The 19,251-nt window shown below is 71.3% G+C and carries 18 protein-coding genes; 11 read left to right on the top strand and 7 right to left on the bottom strand.

Going from position 1 to position 19,251, the window contains the following annotated elements; genetic code table 11:
• Positions 1–40: 40 nt before the first annotated feature.
• From FGW37_RS16015 to FGW37_RS15990, 6 genes are all read left to right on the top strand, one after another.
• Entirely contained in the window at positions 41–1,042 is a 1,002-nt protein-coding gene (locus tag FGW37_RS16015; RefSeq protein WP_179081670.1) for a carbohydrate kinase family protein, read from the top strand.
• Positions 1,039–4,542 carry a methionine synthase gene (gene metH / locus FGW37_RS16010; RefSeq protein ID WP_179081669.1) on the top strand — a complete coding sequence of 1,168 codons (3,504 nt, stop codon included), beginning with the start codon at positions 1,039–1,041 and terminating at the stop codon, positions 4,540–4,542. The genes FGW37_RS16015 and metH overlap by 4 nt, the downstream gene beginning before the upstream one ends.
• Before the next feature lie 86 nt (positions 4,543–4,628).
• The gene (gene metF / locus FGW37_RS16005) at positions 4,629–5,597 is read left to right on the top strand and encodes a methylenetetrahydrofolate reductase [NAD(P)H] (protein WP_179081668.1); all 969 of its coding nucleotides are present in this window, start codon (positions 4,629–4,631) and stop codon (positions 5,595–5,597) included.
• A 70-nt stretch (positions 5,598–5,667) separates the two neighbouring features.
• The gene (gene ahcY / locus FGW37_RS16000; protein WP_179081667.1) at positions 5,668–7,116 is read left to right on the top strand and encodes an adenosylhomocysteinase; all 1,449 of its coding nucleotides are present in this window, start codon (positions 5,668–5,670) and stop codon (positions 7,114–7,116) included.
• A 249-nt stretch (positions 7,117–7,365) separates the two neighbouring features.
• Positions 7,366–8,076, top strand: coding sequence for a ScbR family autoregulator-binding transcription factor (locus FGW37_RS15995; protein WP_179081666.1), 711 nt, complete (start codon positions 7,366–7,368; stop codon positions 8,074–8,076).
• Between the two features lie 139 nt (positions 8,077–8,215).
• The gene (locus tag FGW37_RS15990; RefSeq protein WP_179081665.1) at positions 8,216–8,743 is read left to right on the top strand and encodes a hypothetical protein; all 528 of its coding nucleotides are present in this window, start codon (positions 8,216–8,218) and stop codon (positions 8,741–8,743) included.
• On the opposite strand, the gene FGW37_RS15985 is transcribed toward FGW37_RS15990, so the two are convergent.
• On the bottom strand, positions 8,721–9,071 hold the full coding sequence (locus tag FGW37_RS15985; protein ID WP_179081664.1) for an antibiotic biosynthesis monooxygenase: 351 nt from the start codon (positions 9,069–9,071) through the stop codon (positions 8,721–8,723). The genes FGW37_RS15990 and FGW37_RS15985 overlap by 23 nt on opposite strands.
• A 227-nt stretch (positions 9,072–9,298) precedes the next feature.
• On the opposite strand from FGW37_RS15985, the gene FGW37_RS15980 reads away from it, so the two are divergent.
• The 3 genes from FGW37_RS15980 (at position 9,299) to FGW37_RS15970 (ending at position 12,197) form a co-directional block, all read left to right on the top strand.
• Entirely contained in the window at positions 9,299–10,684 is a 1,386-nt protein-coding gene (locus FGW37_RS15980) for a DUF2252 domain-containing protein (RefSeq protein ID WP_179081663.1), read from the top strand.
• Positions 10,685–11,056: 372 nt separating this feature from the next.
• Positions 11,057–11,839, top strand: coding sequence for a hypothetical protein (locus FGW37_RS15975; RefSeq protein WP_179081662.1), 783 nt, complete (start codon positions 11,057–11,059; stop codon positions 11,837–11,839).
• A 10-nt stretch (positions 11,840–11,849) separates the two neighbouring features.
• Complete coding sequence (locus FGW37_RS15970) at positions 11,850–12,197, top strand: rhodanese-like domain-containing protein (RefSeq protein WP_179081661.1); 348 nt, start codon at positions 11,850–11,852, stop codon at positions 12,195–12,197.
• A 39-nt stretch (positions 12,198–12,236) separates the two neighbouring features.
• Here the strand turns inward: FGW37_RS15970 and FGW37_RS15965 are convergent, their stop codons facing one another.
• From FGW37_RS15965 to paaA, 6 genes are all read right to left on the bottom strand, one after another.
• Positions 12,237–13,496, bottom strand: a complete 1,260-nt coding sequence (locus tag FGW37_RS15965; protein ID WP_179081660.1) for an acyl-CoA dehydrogenase family protein — start codon at positions 13,494–13,496, stop codon at positions 12,237–12,239.
• 85 nt (positions 13,497–13,581) lie between these two features.
• Entirely contained in the window at positions 13,582–14,694 is a 1,113-nt protein-coding gene (locus FGW37_RS15960) for a 2Fe-2S iron-sulfur cluster-binding protein (protein WP_179081659.1), read from the bottom strand.
• Positions 14,695–15,198 (bottom strand): 1,2-phenylacetyl-CoA epoxidase subunit PaaD, encoded by a 504-nt coding sequence (gene paaD, locus FGW37_RS15955; RefSeq protein ID WP_179081658.1) that lies wholly within the window; start codon positions 15,196–15,198, stop codon positions 14,695–14,697. It lies immediately after the preceding gene.
• Positions 15,192–15,917, bottom strand: coding sequence for a 1,2-phenylacetyl-CoA epoxidase subunit PaaC (paaC, locus tag FGW37_RS15950; protein WP_179081657.1), 726 nt, complete (start codon positions 15,915–15,917; stop codon positions 15,192–15,194). The genes paaD and paaC overlap by 7 nt, the downstream gene beginning before the upstream one ends.
• Before the next feature lie 11 nt (positions 15,918–15,928).
• Positions 15,929–16,216, bottom strand: coding sequence for a 1,2-phenylacetyl-CoA epoxidase subunit PaaB (paaB, locus tag FGW37_RS15945; protein ID WP_179081656.1), 288 nt, complete (start codon positions 16,214–16,216; stop codon positions 15,929–15,931).
• Positions 16,213–17,178: a 1,2-phenylacetyl-CoA epoxidase subunit PaaA gene (gene paaA, locus FGW37_RS15940; RefSeq protein ID WP_179081655.1), complete on the bottom strand. Its 966-nt coding sequence runs from the start codon at positions 17,176–17,178 to the stop codon at positions 16,213–16,215. Before paaA ends, paaB begins: the two co-directional genes overlap by 4 nt.
• 184 nt (positions 17,179–17,362) lie before the next feature.
• Between paaA and FGW37_RS15935 the strand changes: the two genes are divergently transcribed.
• Both FGW37_RS15935 and FGW37_RS15930 read left to right on the top strand, forming a co-directional pair.
• Positions 17,363–18,031 carry a DUF5819 family protein gene (locus FGW37_RS15935; RefSeq protein WP_179081654.1) on the top strand — a complete coding sequence of 223 codons (669 nt, stop codon included), beginning with the start codon at positions 17,363–17,365 and terminating at the stop codon, positions 18,029–18,031.
• Positions 18,028–19,248: an HTTM domain-containing protein gene (locus FGW37_RS15930; RefSeq protein ID WP_179081653.1), complete on the top strand. Its 1,221-nt coding sequence runs from the start codon at positions 18,028–18,030 to the stop codon at positions 19,246–19,248. Before FGW37_RS15935 ends, FGW37_RS15930 begins: the two co-directional genes overlap by 4 nt.
• The last annotated feature ends 3 nt before the right edge of the window (positions 19,249–19,251 follow it).

The following is a 19,251-nucleotide window of genomic DNA, read 5'->3' as shown; positions in this document are numbered from 1 at the left end:
GACCCACCGCCCCTCGCCCCGAGCCCAGGGAGAGAACCCCGTGCGCATCGCCGTGACCGGTTCGATAGCCACCGACCACCTGATGGTCTATCCCGGACGCTTCACCGAGCAGCTCATCCCCGACCAGCTCGACAAGGTGTCCTTGTCGTTCCTCGCCGACACGCTGGAGATCCGGCGCGGCGGTGTCGCCGCCAACATCGCCTTCGGCATGGGCCGCCTCGGCCTGCGCCCGGTGCTGCTGGGCGCGGCGGGCGCGGACTTCGCCGAGTACGGGCAGTGGCTGAGCGCCAACGGGGCGGACACCGACTCGGTGTACATCAGCGAGTCCCTGCACACGGCCCGCTTCGTCTGCACCACGGACGCCGACCAGAACCAGATCGCCACCTTCTACGCCGGTGCCATGGCCGAGGCCCGCGAGATCGATCTGGCGCCGGTGGCGCGGCGGGTCGGCGGGATCGACCTGGTCGTCGTCGCCCCCAACGACCCCGCCGCGATGCTCCGGCACACGGACGAGTGCCGGGCCACCGGCCTGCCCTTCGCCGCCGACCCCTCGCAGCAGCTCGCCCGGCTGGGCGCGGAGGAGACCCGCCGGCTGGTGGACGGCGCCCGCTTCCTGTTCACCAACGAGTACGAGGCCGCGCTGCTGCAGGAGCGCACCGGCTGGACGGCGGCCGAGGTCCTCGCGCGCATGGGCACCTGGGTGACCACGCTGGGGGAGAACGGCGTGGTGATCACGGAGGCGGGCGGTGCGGAGCTGCGCGTTCCCGCCGTTCCGACCGGTGACATCAAGGACCCGACGGGAGTCGGCGACGCCTTCCGGGCCGGGTTCCTCGCCGGTGTGGTGTGGCAGCAGCCGTACGAGCGCGCCGCGCAACTGGGCTGCGCGCTGGCCACTCTGGTGCTGGAGTCCGTCGGCACACAGGAGTACAAGCCGGCCTGGACCGACCTGCTCGCCCGTATCGAGGAGGCCTACGGGACGCAGGCCGCAGAGGAGATCGCCCCGCATTTGCCGGATCCGTCGACCGCGGGCGGCGCGTCGTGACCACGGCTGCCACCGACGGTGCCACTCGGGCCGCCCGGCTGCGGGAGGCGCTCGCCTCCCGGGTCGTGGTGGCCGATGGCGCGATGGGCACGATGCTTCAGGCGCAGGATCCCAGCATGGAGGACTTCGAGCAGCTGGAGGGCTGCAACGAGGTCCTGAACGTGACCCGCCCCGACATCGTCCGCTCGGTCCACGAGGCCTACTTCGCGGTGGGTGTGGACTGCGTGGAGACCAACACCTTCGGCGCGAACCTGGCGGCGCTGGGCGAGTACGACATCCCCGAGCGGATCTTCGAGCTGTCGGAGGCGGGTGCCCGCATCGCGCGGGAGGTCGCGGACGAGTTCGCAGCCGGGGACGGGCGGACCCGCTGGGTCCTGGGCTCGGTCGGCCCGGGCACGAAGCTGCCGACGCTCGGCCACGCGCCGTACGTGGCGCTGCGGGACGCGTACCAGCAGAACGTCGAGGGCCTGGTGGCCGGCGGCGCGGACGCGATCCTGGTGGAGACGACGCAGGACCTGCTCCAGACCAAGGCGTCGGTGATCGGCGCGCGGCGGGCGATGGCGGCCGCCGGGGCGGATCTGCCGCTGCTGGTGCAGGTCACGGTGGAGACCACCGGCACGATGCTCCTCGGCTCGGAGATCGGGGCGGCCCTGACGGCGCTGGAGCCGCTGGGCATCGACATGATCGGCCTGAACTGTGCGACGGGCCCTGCCGAGATGAGCGAGCACCTGCGCTATCTGTCCCGGCACGCCCGTACGCGCGTCTCGGCGATGCCCAATGCGGGTCTGCCGGTATTGGGGAAGAACGGCGCGCACTACCCCCTGTCGCCCGCCGAGCTGGCGGACGCCCACGAGGCGTTCGTGCGGGAGTACGGGCTGTCGCTGGTGGGCGGCTGCTGCGGTACGACCCCCGAGCACCTGCGGCAGGTCGTGGAGCGGGTGCGGGGTCTCACGCCGGCCGAGAGGGCGCCGCGCCCCGAGCCGGGTGCCGCATCGCTCTACCAGGCCGTCCCCTTCCGCCAGGACACCTCCTACCTCGCGATCGGTGAGCGGACGAACGCCAACGGTTCGAAGAAGTTCCGCGAGGCCATGCTGGAGGGCCGCTGGGACGACTGCGTGGAGATGGCCCGTGACCAGATCCGCGAGGGCGCCCACCTGCTGGACCTGTGCGTCGACTACGTGGGGCGTGACGGCGTCGCCGACATGGCCGAGATCGCGGGCCGCTTCGCCACCGCCTCCACCCTGCCCGTCGTGCTGGACTCCACCGAGGTGGACGTGATCCGCGCGGGCCTGGAGAAGCTCGGCGGCCGGGCCGTCATCAACTCCGTCAACTACGAGGACGGTGACGGCCCCGACTCCCGCTTCGCGAAGGTGACGCGGCTGGCGGTGGAGCACGGCGCGGCGCTGATGGCCCTGACCATCGACGAGGAGGGCCAGGCCCGGACGGTCGAGCACAAGGTGGCCGTCGCCGAGCGGATCATCGCGGATCTGACCGGGAACTGGGGCATCCATGAGTGCGACATCCTCATCGACACCCTGACGTTCACGATCTGCACGGGCCAGGAGGAGTCCCGCAAGGACGGCGTCCACACGATCGAGGCGATCCGCGAGCTCAAGCGCCGCCACCCGGATGTGCAGACGACGCTCGGCCTGTCCAACATCTCCTTCGGCCTGAATCCGGCCGCCCGCCTCGTACTGAACTCCGTCTTCCTGGACGAGTGCGTGAAGGCCGGCCTGGACTCGGCCATCGTCCACGCTTCGAAGATCCTGCCGATCGCCCGCCTGGAGCAGGAGCACGTCGACGTCGCTCTCGATCTGATCTACGACCGGCGGCGGGAGGGCTACGACCCTCTCCAGAGGTTCCTCGAACTGTTCGAGGGTGTGGACACCAAGTCGATGAAGGCCGGGAAGGCCGAGGAGCTGCTCGCCCTGCCGCTCGACGAGCGGCTCCAGCGCCGCATCATCGACGGCGAGAAGAACGGCCTGGAGGCGGACTTGGACGAGGCGCTGGCGGGGCGGCCGGCGCTGGAGATCGTCAATGACACGCTGCTGGAGGGTATGAAGGTCGTCGGTGAGCTGTTCGGGTCGGGGCAGATGCAGTTGCCGTTCGTGCTGCAGTCGGCTGAGGTGATGAAGACGGCGGTGGCGTATCTGGAGCCGCACATGGAGAAGTCGGATGCGGAGGGCAAGGGCACGATCGTGCTGGCCACGGTCCGTGGTGACGTCCATGACATCGGTAAGAACCTGGTCGACATCATCTTGTCCAACAACGGCTACAACGTCGTGAACCTGGGTATCAAGCAGCCCGTCTCGGCGATCCTTGAGGCGGCTGAGGAGCATCGTGCCGATGTGATCGGGATGTCGGGGCTGCTGGTGAAGTCCACGGTGATCATGAAGGAGAACCTGGAGGAGCTCAACCAGCGCAAGCTCGCCGCCCGGTATCCGGTGATCCTGGGGGGTGCGGCCCTGACCCGGGCGTATGTGGAGCAGGATCTGCACGAGATCTATGAGGGTGAAGTCCGTTACGCGCGGGATGCTTTCGAGGGTCTGCGGTTGATGGATGCGCTGATCGCGGTGAAGCGGGGTGTGCCGGGGGCGGTGTTGCCGGAGCTGAAGCAGCGGCGGGTGGCGAAGCGGGATACGGCTGCTGTGCTGGAGGTTCAGGAGCCGGAGGGTTCGGTCCGCTCGGATGTGGCGACGGATAACCGGGTGCCGGAGCCGCCGTTCTGGGGCACGCGGGTGATCAAGGGCATCGGGCTGAAGGACTACGCGTCCTGGCTCGACGAAGGCGCCCTGTTCAAGGGGCAGTGGGGCCTGAAGCAGGCCCGCGCCGGCGGCCCCACCTACGAAGAACTCGTCGAGACCGAAGGCCGCCCGAGGCTCCGCGGCTGGCTGGACAAACTCCACACCGAGAACCTCCTCGAAGCAGCCGTCGTCTACGGCTACTTCCCCTGCTACTCCAAGGGCGACGACCTCATCCTCCTGGGCGAGGACGGCACCGAGCGGACGCGTTTCACGTTCCCGCGGCAGCGGCGCGGGCGGCGGTTGTGTCTGGCGGACTATTTCCGGCCCGAGGAGTCGGGTGAGAAGGACGTCGTGGGCCTGCAGGTCGTCACCGTCGGCTCCCGGATCGGGGAGGCCACGGCCGAGCTGTTCGCCGCCGACGCCTACCGCGACTACCTCGAACTCCACGGCCTGTCCGTCCAGCTCGCCGAAGCCCTCGCCGAGTACTGGCACGCCCGCGTCCGCGCCGAACTCGGCTTCGCCGGCGAAGACCCCGACGACGTCGAGGACATGTTTGCCCTCAAATACCGCGGCGCCCGCTTCTCCCTCGGCTACGGAGCCTGCCCCGACCTCGAAGACCGCGCAAAGATCGCCGACCTCCTCCAGCCGGAGCGGATCGGCGTCCACCTCTCCGAGGAATTCCAGCTCCACCCCGAACAGTCCACCGACGCCATCGTCATCCACCACCCCGACGCCACGTACTTCAACGCGCGCTGAGCCGGCTCGGCCGCGCATCGGCGTATCTCCTGTGCGGAGGCGTATCCCCAGTGCGGAGGCGTATCCCCTGTGAGGAAAGGAAGAGCATGGACGCGGAGGCCACACGGTCCCGAAGCACTCTGCGCGAGGTTCTCGCGAGCGGCGGACGCTCGTACTCCTTCGAATTCTTCCCGCCGAAGACGGCGGACGGCGAACAGACTCTGTGGGATGCCGTCCGCCGCATCGAGGCGGTGGCCCCGACGTTCGTGTCGGTGACCTATGGGGCGGGCGGGTCCTCGCGCGACCGCACCGTGGCCGCCACCGAGCGCATCGCCTCCGAGACCACGCTCCGGCCGGTCGCCCACCTGACGGCGGTCGATCACTCGGTCGCCCAGCTGCGTCACATCATCGGGCAGTACGCCGCCGTCGGCATCAGCGACATCCTCGCCCTGCGCGGGGACCCGCCGGGCGACCCGCAGGGGGAGTGGCGGCGCCACCCCGAAGGCTTCTCCCACGCCCGGGAACTGGTCGAGCTCATCAAGGAGTCGGGCAGCTTCACGGTCGGCGTGGCAGCGTTCCCCGAGCGCCACCCCCGGTCGGCGGACTGGGACGACGACATCCGCCACTTCGTGGCCAAGTGCCGGGCCGGGGCCGATTACGCGATCACGCAGATGTTCTTCCACGTCGAGGACTACCTGCGGCTGCGGGACCGGGTCGCCGCGGCGGGCTGCATCGTCCCCATCATCCCGGCGATCATGCCGGCCACGCACGCGCGGCAGATCCGCCGGTTCGCCGAGCTCAGCAACGCGGCCTTCCCGCAGGACCTGGCCGACCGCCTCACCCGGGCCGCGGACCGCCCGCAGGTCGCGCACCGCATCGGCGTGGACTACGCGACGGACATGGCCCGCAGGCTCCTCGACGAGGGGGCGCCGGGGCTGCACTACATCACCCTCAACCGGTCCACGGCGACGCTGGAGATCCACCAGAACCTGGGCTTGGGGTTGGGCGTGGGCGGGGGCTTGGGCGGGGGCTTGGGCGTGGGGCAGGGCCGGGGGCGACGCCCGGCAGCGGCCTGACGCGATTCCTTTCCCCTTTCCTTCAGTTCGTCTTTCACTCAGTTAAATCAGTTAAATCAGGGAGCTTTCGATGGCACGTCCCGCCGCCCAGGATCCGGTCCAGGACTTCAAGGTCGCGGATCTTTCGCTTGCGGCTTTCGGCCGTAAGGAGATCACGTTGGCCGAGCATGAGATGCCCGGTCTGATGGCGATCCGTAAGGAGTACGCCGAGGCGCAGCCGCTGGCGGGTGCGCGTATCACCGGTTCGTTGCACATGACGGTGCAGACGGCCGTTTTGATCGAGACGCTTGTGGCGCTGGGTGCGCAGGTGCGCTGGGCGTCCTGCAATATCTTCTCGACGCAGGACCATGCGGCCGCCGCCATCGCGGTCGGCCCGAACGGCACCCCGGAGAACCCGCAGGGCATTCCGGTGTTCGCCTGGAAGGGCGAGACGCTGGAGGAGTACTGGTGGTGCACGGAGCAGGCCCTGACCTGGCCCGGCCACGCAGGTCCGAACATGATCCTGGACGACGGCGGCGACGCCACGCTCCTCGTCCACAAGGGCGCCGAGTACGAGAAGGCGGGCGCGGTTCCCGACCCGTCGACGGCCACGGACGAGGAGCACGCCGCTGTGCTGCGCCTCCTGCAGAACAGCGAACTCGACTGGGCTGTTATGGCGTCGGAGATCCGTGGTGTCACGGAGGAGACGACGACGGGTGTGCACCGTCTGTATGAGATGCAGCGGGACGGCACGCTTCTCTTCCCCGCGATCAATGTGAATGACGCGGTGACGAAGTCGAAGTTCGACAACAAGTACGGGTGCCGTCATTCGCTGATCGACGGTATCAACCGGGCCACGGATGTGCTGATCGGTGGCAAGGTCGCGGTGGTGTGCGGTTACGGCGATGTGGGCAAGGGCTGTGCGGAGTCGCTGCGCGGGCAGGGCGCCCGGGTCATCGTCACGGAGATCGACCCGATCAATGCGCTGCAGGCGGCGATGGACGGCTACCAGGTGACGACCCTGGAGGAGGTCGTGGAGAGCGCGGATATTTTCGTGACCACGACGGGTAACAAGGACATCATCATGGCCTCGGACATGGCCCGGATGAAGCACCAGGCCATTGTGGGGAACATCGGCCACTTCGACAACGAGATCGACATGGCGGGTCTGGCGAAGATCCCGGGGGTCGTGAAGGACGAGGTGAAGCCGCAGGTCCACACGTGGACGTTCGAGGACGGCAAGGTCCTGATCGTGCTGTCCGAGGGCCGTCTGCTGAACCTGGGCAACGCGACCGGTCACCCCTCCTTCGTGATGTCGAACTCCTTCGCGGACCAGACGCTGGCGCAGATCGAGCTGTTCACGAAGCCGGAGTCGTACCCCACGGACGTCTACGTCCTGCCGAAGCTGCTGGACGAGAAGGTCGCGCGGCTGCACCTGGACGCGCTGGGTGTGAAGCTGACCGAGCTCCGTCCGGAGCAGGCGTCCTACATTGGTGTCCCGGTCGAGGGTCCGTACAAGCCGGACCACTACCGCTACTGACACCGACTGATACCTACTGATACGTGGTCACTGAACCGGTCGGTCGGCCTTTCCCCTCCTGGTCGGCCGACCGGTCTTTCCGGGTCCCAAGAGTCGGAAAAGTTCGGAAAAGTGCTGGCAATGAAAACCATCTAGTTGGTTTTGTTTTGCTACACTTCTCACACATTGCATACGGGTGACATGTCCCCGTCCACTTCCCACATCCCCGCGTCGGGGCGCCGGGGTTCGAGTTCGTCGCGGGAGTCGTCCATGAGGAAGCAAGAGCGAGCAGAACGCACCCGCCGCGCACTGATCCACTCCGCCGCCGCCGCGTTCGACGAGTACGGGTACGCGAGTTCGCGGGTCTCGGGGATCAGCGCCAGGGCCGGGGTCAGCACCGGCGCGTTCCACTTCCACTTCGAGGACAAGGAGTCGCTGGCCGCGGCCGTGGAGTCCGAGGCGCGCGAGGCCCTCCTCACCATCACGCGCTGCGCGGACAGCAGCGACGAGCCGGCCCTGCAGGTGCTCGCGGACGCCTCCCACGCGATGGTGAGCCGCCTCCGCAGCGACCTCGTCGTCCGCGCCGGATTCCGTCTGAGCTGCGACGTCTCCGATGCGACGAGGCCCGACCTGCGCCGCCAGTGGCAGGACTTCGTACGCCGGCAGCTGGTGCGGGCGGGCAGCGAAGGGGCGCTCGCCGAAGGGGTGGCGCCGCAGGACGCGGCCACGGTCATCACGGCGTCGACGACGGGGCTGGAGGTGCTCGGCCGGGGCGACCAGGCGTGGCTGTCCCGGGAGGCGGTGACGGCCTTCTGGCGGCTGCTGCTGCCCCGGCTCGCCGCGTCGCACATGGTCGGCCGGCTGGACCCGGCGGGATCGGATGTGACGGCGGGGTGCGGCGACGCGGGCCCGCTGGAGGGGTTGCTGGAAAGGCCCTCGAACCGCCCTGGAGGGATGGTCGAGCCCGATTGCATAGCGTGACGAACTACCCCGTACAGCCTTGACATACAAACTGGTCGGTTTGCTACGTTCGCGCTATGCGTCGGGGTGTTCCGCGTGTGCCCTGCCGCTCATCCGCGAGGGCGCCGGCTGCGGTGCCCGTGGCTTCGAGGAGGCGCCGGTGCGAGCGTCGAAGGAAGAGTCGAAGGAAGAGATGACGGGGCCCGCTCTGGGGTCCACTTTCGCGGCCGCCTTGCATGACGGCCTGGCCCGATACGGCTCGCTGAGATCCTGGCGTGAGACGACTGCTGCTCCTGCTCCGCCTGTTGCTCTTGCTGCCCCTGTTGCCCCTGTTGCGCACGCCGCTCCTGCCGCGTCCGTGCCGGATGCGGTGTCCGTCGCCGCGATGCTCGAAGAGGCCTTGCCGCCGTCCGCGCTGGCCGCGGTCGCGGGCGTGCTGCTGGAGTCCACCGCGCGGCAGATGCTGGGGGAGCCCGAAACCGTCGGCGGCGACGAGGCGTTGCGCGCTCTCGGCATAGCCCAGGTGCTGGGCTATGCCACGGCTCGGGAGGCTCGGGAGGAGGCCCGGGAGGCCGCGGGGGCGGGGTCCGTGCCCCCCGCGGCCGTGTCGGCTGCGCTGCGAACGGTCAAACAGTCGCTGGAAGTTGCTGTTGCTGTGGGAGGCGCTACAGGCGCGGGCCGGGCGTGACCTCGTAGGCCAGGTAGGTCGGTGCTCCGGGCATGTTGATCTCGGCCTTGCCGGGCAGGTTCTCCAGTGCCTGCCGGATGGCGGCCATGCGGCCGTCGGTGTCGGAGTTCTCCACGAAGTTGAGGTAGTCGGCCTCGGTGGCCCAGTGGATGAGGTTCACGACGCGGGTGCCGTCCGTGCTGAGGTGGAACTGGGCCGAGCGGTATCCGGGGTAGAAGCGCACCCAGGTCTTCTGGATCTCCGTGAACGCCTTCAGGAGGGCGCGCTGCGTCTCGGGCCCGTCAACGGTGTAGTCGATGATCGAGTAGAAGCCGGATTCCTTGGTCATGCGTTCTCTCGCTCTCTCCCCCGCGTAGCCGGTGCTCGTGACCGCATCATCGAACCTCGACTTTGCTTGAGGTCAAGGGGGCGCGGTGGCGTACGGCAACGATCCGGCCACGCGGTGTGCGGTGCCCGGGGCGGGGGTCCTCGGGGGCCTTTCCTTGGGTAGCTTCTCGGCAGCCGGAAGGGCTACCGCTACCGGGTCGGTTCAGGCGAAGGGGGAGGTGGGTCGCGATGTCGCGACTGCCGTACGTGCCGGGGTTCGCGCATCCGAAGGCGGAGGGCGGGTCGCCCAAGGCCGAGGGGAAGGCGCTGCGGGAGCGGGTGCCGCGGGCCGCGCACGCGGAGTGGACCGCCGGTCCGGGCCAGCCGGACGCGGTCGCCGCGGTGGAGGCGTCGAACGCGGGGCGGCTGCCGGAGCTCACGCCGATACGGGTCGGCCGGATGGCCGCGTCCCCGTTCGCCTTCCTGCGCGGGTCCGCGGGGCTGATGGGCTACGACCTGGCGGACTCGGCCGTGACCGGGGTCGGCGCCCAGATCTGCGGAGACGCCCACGCCGCCAACTTCGGGCTCTACGGGGACGCGCGCGGCGAACTCGTCATCGACCTCAACGACTTCGACGAGACCCTGCACGGGCCGTGGGAGTGGGACGTGAAGCGGCTCGCCGCGTCGCTGGTGCTGGCCGGGCGGGAGGCGGGCGCGGACGAGCCGACCTGCCGGGCGGCGGCGCGGGACGCCGTCGGCTCCTACCGGCACACGATGCGGCTGCTGGCCCGGATGCCGGTCGCGGAGGCCTGGAACGCCATCGCCGACGAGCGGCTCGTCTCCCACGCGGACGCCCGCGAGCTGCTCGGCACGCTGGAGCGGGTCGCGGAGAAGGCCCGGCGGAACACGAGCGCCCGCTTCGCGGCCAAGGCCACGGAGAAGACCGACGACGGGCGGCGCTTCGTGGACGCCCCGCCGGTGCTGCGCCGGCTGCCGGACGGCGAGGCGGCCGCGGTCGCCCTCGCCCTCGGCGGCTACCTCGGCACCCTGCCGGAGGACCTGCTGCCGCTGACGGCCCGGTACGAGGTGCAGGACGTGGCCTTCCGCATCGTCGGCACCGGAAGCGTGGGGCTGCGCTCGTACGTGGTGCTGCTCCTGGACCACCGCGGCGAGCCGCTCGTCCTCCAGGTGAAGGAGGCCCGGCCCTCGGTCCTGCTGCCGTATGCGGAGAAGGCCGGCTTCGCCCTGCCGCCGGACGGGCACGAGGGGCGGCGCGTCGTGCTCGGCCAGAAGCGGATGCAGGTCGTCAGCGACGTGCTGCTGGGCTGGGCGACGGTCGAGGGCCGGGCGTACCAGGTGCGGCAGTTCCGCAACCGCAAGGGCAGCGTCGACCCGGCGGCCCTCACCCCCGACGAACTGGACGACTACGCCCGCCTCACCGGCGCCCTCCTCGCCCGCGCCCACTCCCACACCGCGGACCCCCGCCTGATAGCGGCCTACTGCGGCAAGTCCGCAGCCCTGGACGAGGCCGTGGCCGACTTCGCCCACACCTACGCAAACCGAACAGAGGCGGACCACGAAACCTTGACGAAGGCGATCCGCTCGGGCCGCATCCCCGCCGAGCCACCCGCTTAACGACAACAACCCCACCGCAACGGCGAGCATCGGAGCCGCCCCATGCCGGCGGCGCCGTAGGCCTGGCGCCGGCCGGGCGCCGCCGCATCCCGGCGGCGCCGTACGGCCTGCCGCCGGTCGGGCGGCACCGTCGGATTCCGCTGCGGTGATTGCCTGCCCGCGGCGGCTGCCGCAGCCAAAAACTCCCGCCGCAACGGCGAGCAGCCGAGACGGCGTTTCCCGGCGGTGCCGGACAGCCTGCCGTCGGCCGGGCACCGGCGTGAGCCGGTCGCCCCGGCGACAAGGGCTGGGCCGGGGGGGGGACCGGCGTAGACGGGGCTCGGGCCGAGGGGGCCGGGGAACCCTCCGGGAGGGAACTACGCTGGTCGGGTGATGAATCCGGCAGCAGACACTTCCCGCCTGGAAAAGGCCGTCCGCACGGCCGAGACGGCACTGATCGAGTTCGAGATCGCCGTGGAGACGTTCCGGGTGGAGGTGGAGAACTTCTCCCGCCTGCACCACCAGCGCCTCGGCCCGGTCTACGCCCGGCTCGACGAGCTGGAGGCGCAGATCGCCGAGGCCGTGGCCGCCCGCAGCGGCGACGCCGAGGATCTGCGCCGGGCCCGCGAGGCCCGGGCGCTGGTGCAGCCGCTGCCGGGCGTGGAGGAGCTCTTCAACGGCTGGCTGGATTCGGACGGCCTCTCCCCGGAGGCGCAGGCGATGCTCACGGAGAAGCCGGTCCGCCCGCCGCGCCGGGTGCGCCCGAGCGACGAGGCCCGCAAGGCCTTCCGGGAGCTGGTCCGCGAGGCGCATCCGGACCTGGCGCGGGACGAGGACGAGCGGGTGCGCCGCGAGGCGTTCATCGTGCGGGTCAACGCCGCGTACGCGGACGGCGACGAGGCCCTGCTGCGGGAGCTGGCGGCGGAGTGGGCCGCGGGCCCGCCGCCGGAGCCGCGACCGCTGGACGTCGCGGAGGAGCTCTACGCCCGCCTGGAGTGGCTGGCGCGGCGCAAGGAGATGCTGTCGGAGCTGGCGGCCGAGCTGGAGGGTTCGGCGATCGGCGCGATGCTGCGGATGGCGCCGGAGGACCCGGACGGTCTGCTGGAGGAGATCGCCGAGGGCCTGCGCGCCCAGGTCGCGGAGCGCGAGGCGCATCTGCGGGAGCTGGTCGGGTAGCGTCGTGGGCATGAGCTTTGGTTCCGGTATTCCCGCGGTCGGCGTCGACGCCCTTTCCTCCGAAGACTTTCTGCTGGACGTCCGCGAGGCCGACGAGTGGGCGGCGGGCCACGCGGAGGGCGCGCTGCACATTCCGATGAGTGACTTCGTGGCCCGCTTCGGCGAGCTGACGGAGAAGGCGCCCGACGGTGCCCGGATCAATGTCATCTGCCGTTCCGGCGGCCGGTCCGCGCAGGTCACGGCCTATCTGGTGCAGCAGGGCCTGGACGCGGTGAACGTCGCGGGCGGTATGCAGGACTGGGAGGCCGCGGGCCGCCCGGTCGTGGCCGGCAACGGCGCCCCCGGCACCGTGATCTAGCGGTTCGGGCCTGAGCAGCCCGGTCCGAACAGTCCCGGTCTAGTAGTCGTCGGGCGCGTGGGCGGCCAGCAGGTCGCCGAGCGCCTCCTCGTGGGCCGCGGCGGGGCCGAGGGACAGTTCCAGCTGTTTGGCCCAGGCGTGGTAGCGGTGCAGGGCGTAGTCGGTGTCGGCACCGAAGCCGCCGTGCAGGTGCTGCGCGGTCTGCACCGCGCGGCGCACCCCTTCCGAGGCCCACACCTTGGCGACGGCGAGGTCGGCGGCGGCCGGGAGCGGCCCGCCCGCCCCGGATTCCAGCCGCCAGGCGGCCTGCCAGAGCGTGGCCTCCATCGCCCGCAGGTCGATGTAGCGGTCGGCGGCCTGGACGGCCACCGCCTGGAACGTGGCCAGCGGGAAGCCGAACTGCTCCCGCTTCCCCGTGTACGCACTCGTCATACGGCACACCGCCGTCCCCACGCCGAGCGCGAGCGCGCACGTCCCGACGGTGAGCAGCTCGCGCAGCCGCTCCCAGGCCCCTTCGGCGGTGACGACCTGTGTGGCGTCGAGTCGTACGGAGTCGAGCCGTACTTCGGCGTACCGCTCGCCATTGGTGGACACCTGCCCGGCCAGGCCGACCCCCGGGTGATCGCGGGGAACGAGCCCGAGCACGGAGCGGCCGTCGGACCGGCCGTCGGACCGGCCGTCGGAGCGGCCGTCGCCGTCGCCGTGGCCGTCGCCGTCGCCGTGGCCGTCGCCGTCGCTGTCGCCGTGGCTGTCGGCGCGGTCACCGGCATCACCGTCCGCGATCTGCGCCGGGATCACCAGCACATCGGCGCACGGTGCCCACGGCACCGCCGTCTGGACACCGTCGAGCACCCAGCCTGCCCCGGCCACCGGCCGTGCGCTGACCGCGAGTTCGGCCGCATCGTGCCCCGTGCGCCCGCTGGAGGCGACCGTGGCGACCAGCTCGCCCCGCCCCAGCGCGGGCAGGACCGCCGCCCCGGCCGGGCCGCCGTGCGTGCTGAGCGCGAGCGCCGCCGCACCGGACTCCAGCAGCGGCACCCGGGCGAGCACCTGCCCCGCCTCGCGCAGCACCAGGCACAGGGCGATCGGCCCGAGCCCCGCCCCGCCGTGCTCGCCGGCGACGGTCAGGCTCAGCAGATCGGCGGCGGCCAGCCTGCGCCACAGTGCGCGGTCGAAGTCCTCCGCGACCGGGCCCCGGGAGAGGACCGGGCTGGGCACGCCGTCGGGGGAGACCCCGGAGAGGACGGCCTGCGCCGCTTCCCGGGCCGCCTGCTGTTCCTCGGTGAAGGTGAAGTCCACTGCCGCCGTCCTCCCGCGCCCGCTGTCCGGCCCACCAAATCTGACGGACCGTCAATCTAAGGCGGGCGGCGGTAAATGGGAACGCTCAGCGGTCGAAGTCGAGCTCCACCTCCTCCGTCAGCGGATGCGACTGGCACGCCAGTACATGGCCGCTCTCGATCTCTTCCGGCTCCAGTGCGAAGTTCCGGTCCATCCGCACCTCGCCGCTGACCAGGAACGCCCGGCACGTCCCGCACACCCCGCCCTTGCAGGCGTAGGGCGCGTCCGGCCGGTTCCGCAGGACCGTCTCCAGCAGCGTCTCCCCTTCCCGCACCGGCCAGCTGCCGCCGCGCCCGTCGAGCTGCGCGGTCACCGTGCTGTGCGCAGGCGAGCCGGCGGGAGGGGCCTGGCCGGGCTCCCCGGCGACTGCGGACTCCACGGCGGCCCCGGACTCCACGTGGAAGATCTCCTGGTGGATGCGGTCCCGCCCGACCCCGAGGCCGCGCAGCGCCCGCTCGGCCCCCCGCACCAGGCCGAAGGGCCCGCACAGGAACCAGCCGCCGATCTCCTCCACCGGCACCAGCGCGGGCAGCAGCCGGGCCAGCCGCTCCTCGTCCAGCCGCCCGGACGGCAGCCCGGCCTGCTGCTCCTCGCGGGAGAGCGCGTGCACCAGCTGGAAGCGGTCGGGGAAGCGGTCCTTGAGGTCGGCGACTTCCTCCAGGAACATCGTGGAAGCGGCGGTCCGGTCGCTGCGTATGAGACAGAAGCGGGCCTCGGGCACCCTCGCCAGCAAGGTCGAGGCGATGGACAGCACGGGCGTGATCCCGCTGCCGCCCACGATCGCGGCGAAGTGCCCGGCGCGGGGCTCCAGCACGAACCGCCCGGCCGGTGCCATCACCTCCACGGTGTCCCCGGCGGCCAGCTCCTTGAGGGCGTACGTCGAGAACTCGCCGCCGTCGACCAGCCGCACACCCACCCTCAGCTCCGCGGGGCCCGGCGCCCCGGGGGCGGGTGCGGGGGCGCACAGCGAATACGTACGGCGGATCTCGCCGCCGTCGCGGGTGGGGCGGCGGACGGCGATGTGCTGGCCGGGGGCGTAGCGGTAGGTCTCCCGCAGCTCGGGGGGCACGGCGAAGGCGACGGCCACCGAGTCGTCGGTGAGGGGGTCGACGGAGGCCACTCGCAGGGGGTGGAAGGCGCCGTGGCGGGCCGCTGCCATCTACAGCTCTTTGAAGTGGTCGAACGGCTCCCGGCACGCCTCGCAGCGGCGCAGGGCCTTGCAGGCGGTGGACGAGAAGCGACTGAGCAGTGTGGTCTCGGTGGAGCCGCAGTGCGGGCACCGGATGCCCAGGCCGACCATGACGGGCCCGCCGGCGCCGGGGCCCGTGGGCCGGGGCGGCGCTATGCCGAACTCGGCGAGCTTGCGGCGCCCTTCGGCCGTGATGTCGTCCGTGGACCAGGCGGGGGAGAGCACGGTGCGGACGGACACCTCGGCCTGCCCGTGCTCGTGCAGCACGCGCTCGATGTCCGCGGACATGGCCTCGATCGCGGGGCAGCCGGTGTAGGTGGGGGTGAGCTCGACCTCGACCCGGCCGGGGCCGGTGACGTGCAGGCCGCGCAGCACGCCCAGCTCGGCCAGGGTGAGCACGGGCAGCTCGGGGTCGGGGACGGATCCGGCCAGGGCGCGCAGCTGATCCTCCAGGGCGGTGGGGGCGGTCACCATGACGCCCCCGGGTGGCTGCGGTGCAGATGCTGCATCTCCGCGAGCATCCGCCCGAAGGGCTCGGTGTGGATGCCCTGCCGGCCGGCGCCGGCCGTCCACGCACCGGTCTGCGGGCCGGAGGGCAGGGTGAGCGTGGCGCGCTCGACGACACCGGTCACCGCGGACAGCCAGGCCTCGCGCAGGGTGCTCCAGTCGACCGGCAGCCCCGCGACGGGCTCGAAGAGCTCGCCCGTATACCTCCAGAGGGCGTCCAGGCCGCGCTGCATGCGGGCGTGGCTGTCCTGCGTGCCGTCGCCGAGCCGCAGCGTCCAGTGCTCGGCGTGGTCGCGGTGGTAGGCGACCTCCTTGACGGCCTTGCCTGCCAGGGGTGCGACCGGCCCGCCGGCCGTGGCCAGCTGCTCGTACAGCAGGTGCTGGTAGGTGGAGAAGTACAGCTGGCGGGCGATGGTGCGGGCGAAGTCGCCGTTGGGCTGCTCGACGAGCTGGGCGTTGCGGAACGCACGCTCTTCCCGGAGATAGGCCAGCTCGTCCTCGTCTCCGACGAGGGAGAGCAGGGTGCGGGCCTGGCCGAGCAGGTCGAGGGCGATGTTGGCGAGGGCGACCTCCTCTTCGAGCACCGGGGCGTGCCCGGCCCACTCCCCCAGCCGGTGGGAGAGCACCAGGGCGTCGTCCCCGAGGGCCAGCGCGGCCGCGGCCAGGGGGGTTTCCACAGCGGTCACAGGCTCGCCGTTCACAGGTGCCGCACCCCTTCCGGGATCTCGTAGAAGGTCGGGTGGCGGTAGGGCTTGTCGGCCGCGGGCTCGAAGAAGGGGTCCTTCTCGTCGGGGGAGGAGGCGGTGACGGCGGTGGAGGGCACCACCCAGATCGAGACGCCTTCGGAGCGGCGGGTGTAGAGGTCGCGGGCGTTGCGCAGGGCCATCTCCGCGTCCGGGGCGTGGAGGCTGCCCGCGTGGGTGTGGGCGAGGCCGCGCCTGCTGCGCACGAAGACCTCCCACAGCGGCCAGTCAGCGTTCGTCATGCCGTCGCCTTTCCGTGCTTGGCCGCGTATGCGGCGGCTGCCTCGCGCACCCATGCGCCCTCTTCATGGGCCCGCCGGCGCTGATTGATCCGCTGGTCGTTGCAGGGGCCGTTGCCGCGGAGCACCTCCTGGAACTCCGTCCAGTCGATGGGGCCGAAGTCGTGCTGCCCGCGCTCCTCGTTCCACCGGAGGGCGGGGTCGGGGAGGGTCAGGCCGAGGGAGGCGGCCTGGGGGACGCAGATGTCCACGAACCGCTGGCGCAGCTCGTCGTTGGAGTGCCGCTTGATCTTCCAGGCCATGGACTGGGCCGAATGGGAGGACTCGGCGTCGGGCGGGCCGAACATCATCAGCGAGGGCCACCACCAGCGGTCCACGGCGTCCTGCGCCATGGCGTGCTGGGCCTCGGTGCCGCGGCTCAGGGCGAGCAGGAGCTCATAGCCCTGGCGCTGGTGGAAGGACTCCTCTTTGCAGATGCGGACCATGGCGCGGGCGTAGGGCCCGTAGGAGCAGCGGCACAGCGGGACCTGGTTGGTGATGGCGGCGCCGTCGACGAGCCAGCCGATGGCGCCCACGTCGGCCCAGGTCAGGGTGGGGTAGTTGAAGATCGAGGAGTACTTCTGGCGGCCCGAGTGGAGCTTGTCGAGCAGCTCGTCGCGCCCGGTGCCCAGGGTTTCGGCGGCGCTGTAGAGGTAGAGGCCGTGGCCGGCTTCGTCCTGCACCTTGGCTATGAGGATCGCCTTGCGGCGCAGCGAGGGCGCGCGGGTGATCCAGTTGGCCTCGGGCTGCATGCCGATGATCTCGGAGTGCGCGTGCTGCGCTATCTGGCGGACGAGGGTGGCGCGGTAGGCGTCGGGCATCCAGTCCCGCGGTTCGATGCGCTCGTCGGCCGCCACGGCGGCGTCGAAGGCCGCCTCGTAGCCCGCGGTGTCCTGGGCTCCTGTGTCCGGCGCCATCGTCGTCATGGCATGCCCCCTGCCTCTCCGCCCGCATGCGACCGGCCCGACCGACCGATCGTTCGGTTCAATGGTGGTGCGGCCGCCCAGGGGTGTCAAGCCTGTGGATAACCCCCGGGCGCTGTGCCCCACCGGACGACCTGGGTACCGTTCGGGTGCACAGCACAGGCGGGACGCAGGAACGGGGCGGGGCATGGAGTCGGATGACGGGCACGAGCGGGCCGGCGCCCTCGCGGGGCTGTCCCTGCCCGCGCGCCTCGTCGTCGCGGCGGGCGCAGCGGTGATCGCGGTGACGGCGGGAGTGCACCTGGCGATGGTGTTCCTGCACGTGGCGCCGTCGAACACGGTCACCAAGCAGAACGCGGCGGCGATAGACGACTACATCTATCCGGAGTACGAGCAGAACTGGAAGTTCTTCGCTCCCAACCCGCTCCAGCAGAACGTGGCCGTGCAGGCCCGCGCCGAGCTCGCCGGTCCCGACGGGCGGACCACGGTGACCGGCTGGACCGACCTGACCGCGAAGGACGGCGCCGCCATCCGGCACAACCTCCTCCCCAGCCACACGCAGCAGAACGAGCTGCGCCGAGCCTGGGACTTCTACACCAACTCCCACGACGTCAAAGAAGCCCCCAACGGGCTGCGCGGCGACCTCTCCGAGCAGTACATACGGCGCATCGTCGTCGGCCGCCTCGGTCCCGAGCAGGACGGGCGCAGCATCAGCCGCGTCCAGGTGCGCGCCATGACCACCCTGGTCGCGCCGCCGGTCTGGAGCGACGAGAAGGGCGGGGCCAAGCCCGCCTACCGGGTGCTGGGCTGGTGGCCGGTCACCGCCGCCGACCGTACGGAGGCGAAGAACCGATGAGCACGACCCTGCCGCTCGGCGCCCGGATCTCGCGCGCCGCCGACCGCGTCACGAGCAGCGCCCTCGGCGCCCACCAGACGGCCGTGATACGTATCGGCCTCTCCTTCACGTGGCTGGTCTTCCTGCTGCGCGAATGGCCGAACCGGCACGAGATGTACGGGCCCGACGGGCCCTGGAGCTGGGAGATGGCCCGTCGGCTGACCGCCGACAACCACGCCTTCACCGCCTTGCTGTGGTCCGACGGCGGCCTGTGGTTCGAGGCCGTCTACGCCTTCGCCGTCGTGACCGCCGCCCTGCTGACCCTGGGCTGGCGCACCCGCACCATGACCGTGCTCTCCATGGTCGGCGTGCTGTCGCTGCAGAACCGCAGCGTCTTCCTCGGCGACGGCGGCGACAACGTCATCCACCTCATGGCCCTCTATTTGATCCTCACGCGCTGCGGGCGGGTCTGGTCGCTGGACGCCCGCCGCGCCGCGAAGCAGGCCGGCGCCCCCGCCCGCGCGGACGTGACGGGCATCGTGCTGTGGGCCGCCTGCGGGCTCGCGCTGGCCGCCGCGCAGATCCTCGGCGACACCCGGATGTCCTGGACCGACCACGGCCCGCTCCCCGGCGTCGGCTGGGCCACCGCGCTGTGGGGCCTGTGGCTCGTCCAGGCGCTGTGGTGGCTCGCGGGGCGCTACGCACCCGAACCCCGCGCCGTCCTGGACGTCCTGGCGAACCTGCTGCACAACGCGGGCCTGCTGGTGATCATGGCGGAGGTCTGCCTGATCTACGCCACGGCCGGCTGGTACAAGATCCAGGGCTCGCGCTGGCAGGACGGCACCGCGCTCTACTACCCGCTGCATCTCGACTACTTCTCGCCCTGGCCCGAGCTCTCCCACGCGCTCGCCGGCAGCGGGCTGCTCGTGCTGCTGCTCAGCTACGGCACCGTGGCCGTGCAGGTTGCCTTCCCCTTCACCCTGCTCAATCGGCGGGTGAAGAACGTCCTGCTGGCCGTGATGATGATGGAGCACCTCGGCATCGCCCTGCTGCTCGGGCTGCCGTTCTTCTCCCTCGCGATGATCGTGGCCGACGCGGTCTTCCTCCCCACCTCCTTCCTGCGCCGCCTGGGCCCCCTCGCCGCCCGCGCCCGCGACCGGCTGCTCCCGGCCCGTAAGCAGCCCGTTCCGGCGCAGCGCGAGGGGGACGAAGAGGCGGCCCGGACTCTCGTAGGCTGAGGG

The sequence above is a fragment of the Streptomyces rectiverticillatus genome, from assembly GCF_013394065.1.
GTDB classification, from domain to species: domain Bacteria; phylum Actinomycetota; class Actinomycetes; order Streptomycetales; family Streptomycetaceae; genus Streptomyces; species Streptomyces rectiverticillatus.
This window is presented reverse-complemented; position numbering and strand designations above follow the sequence as displayed.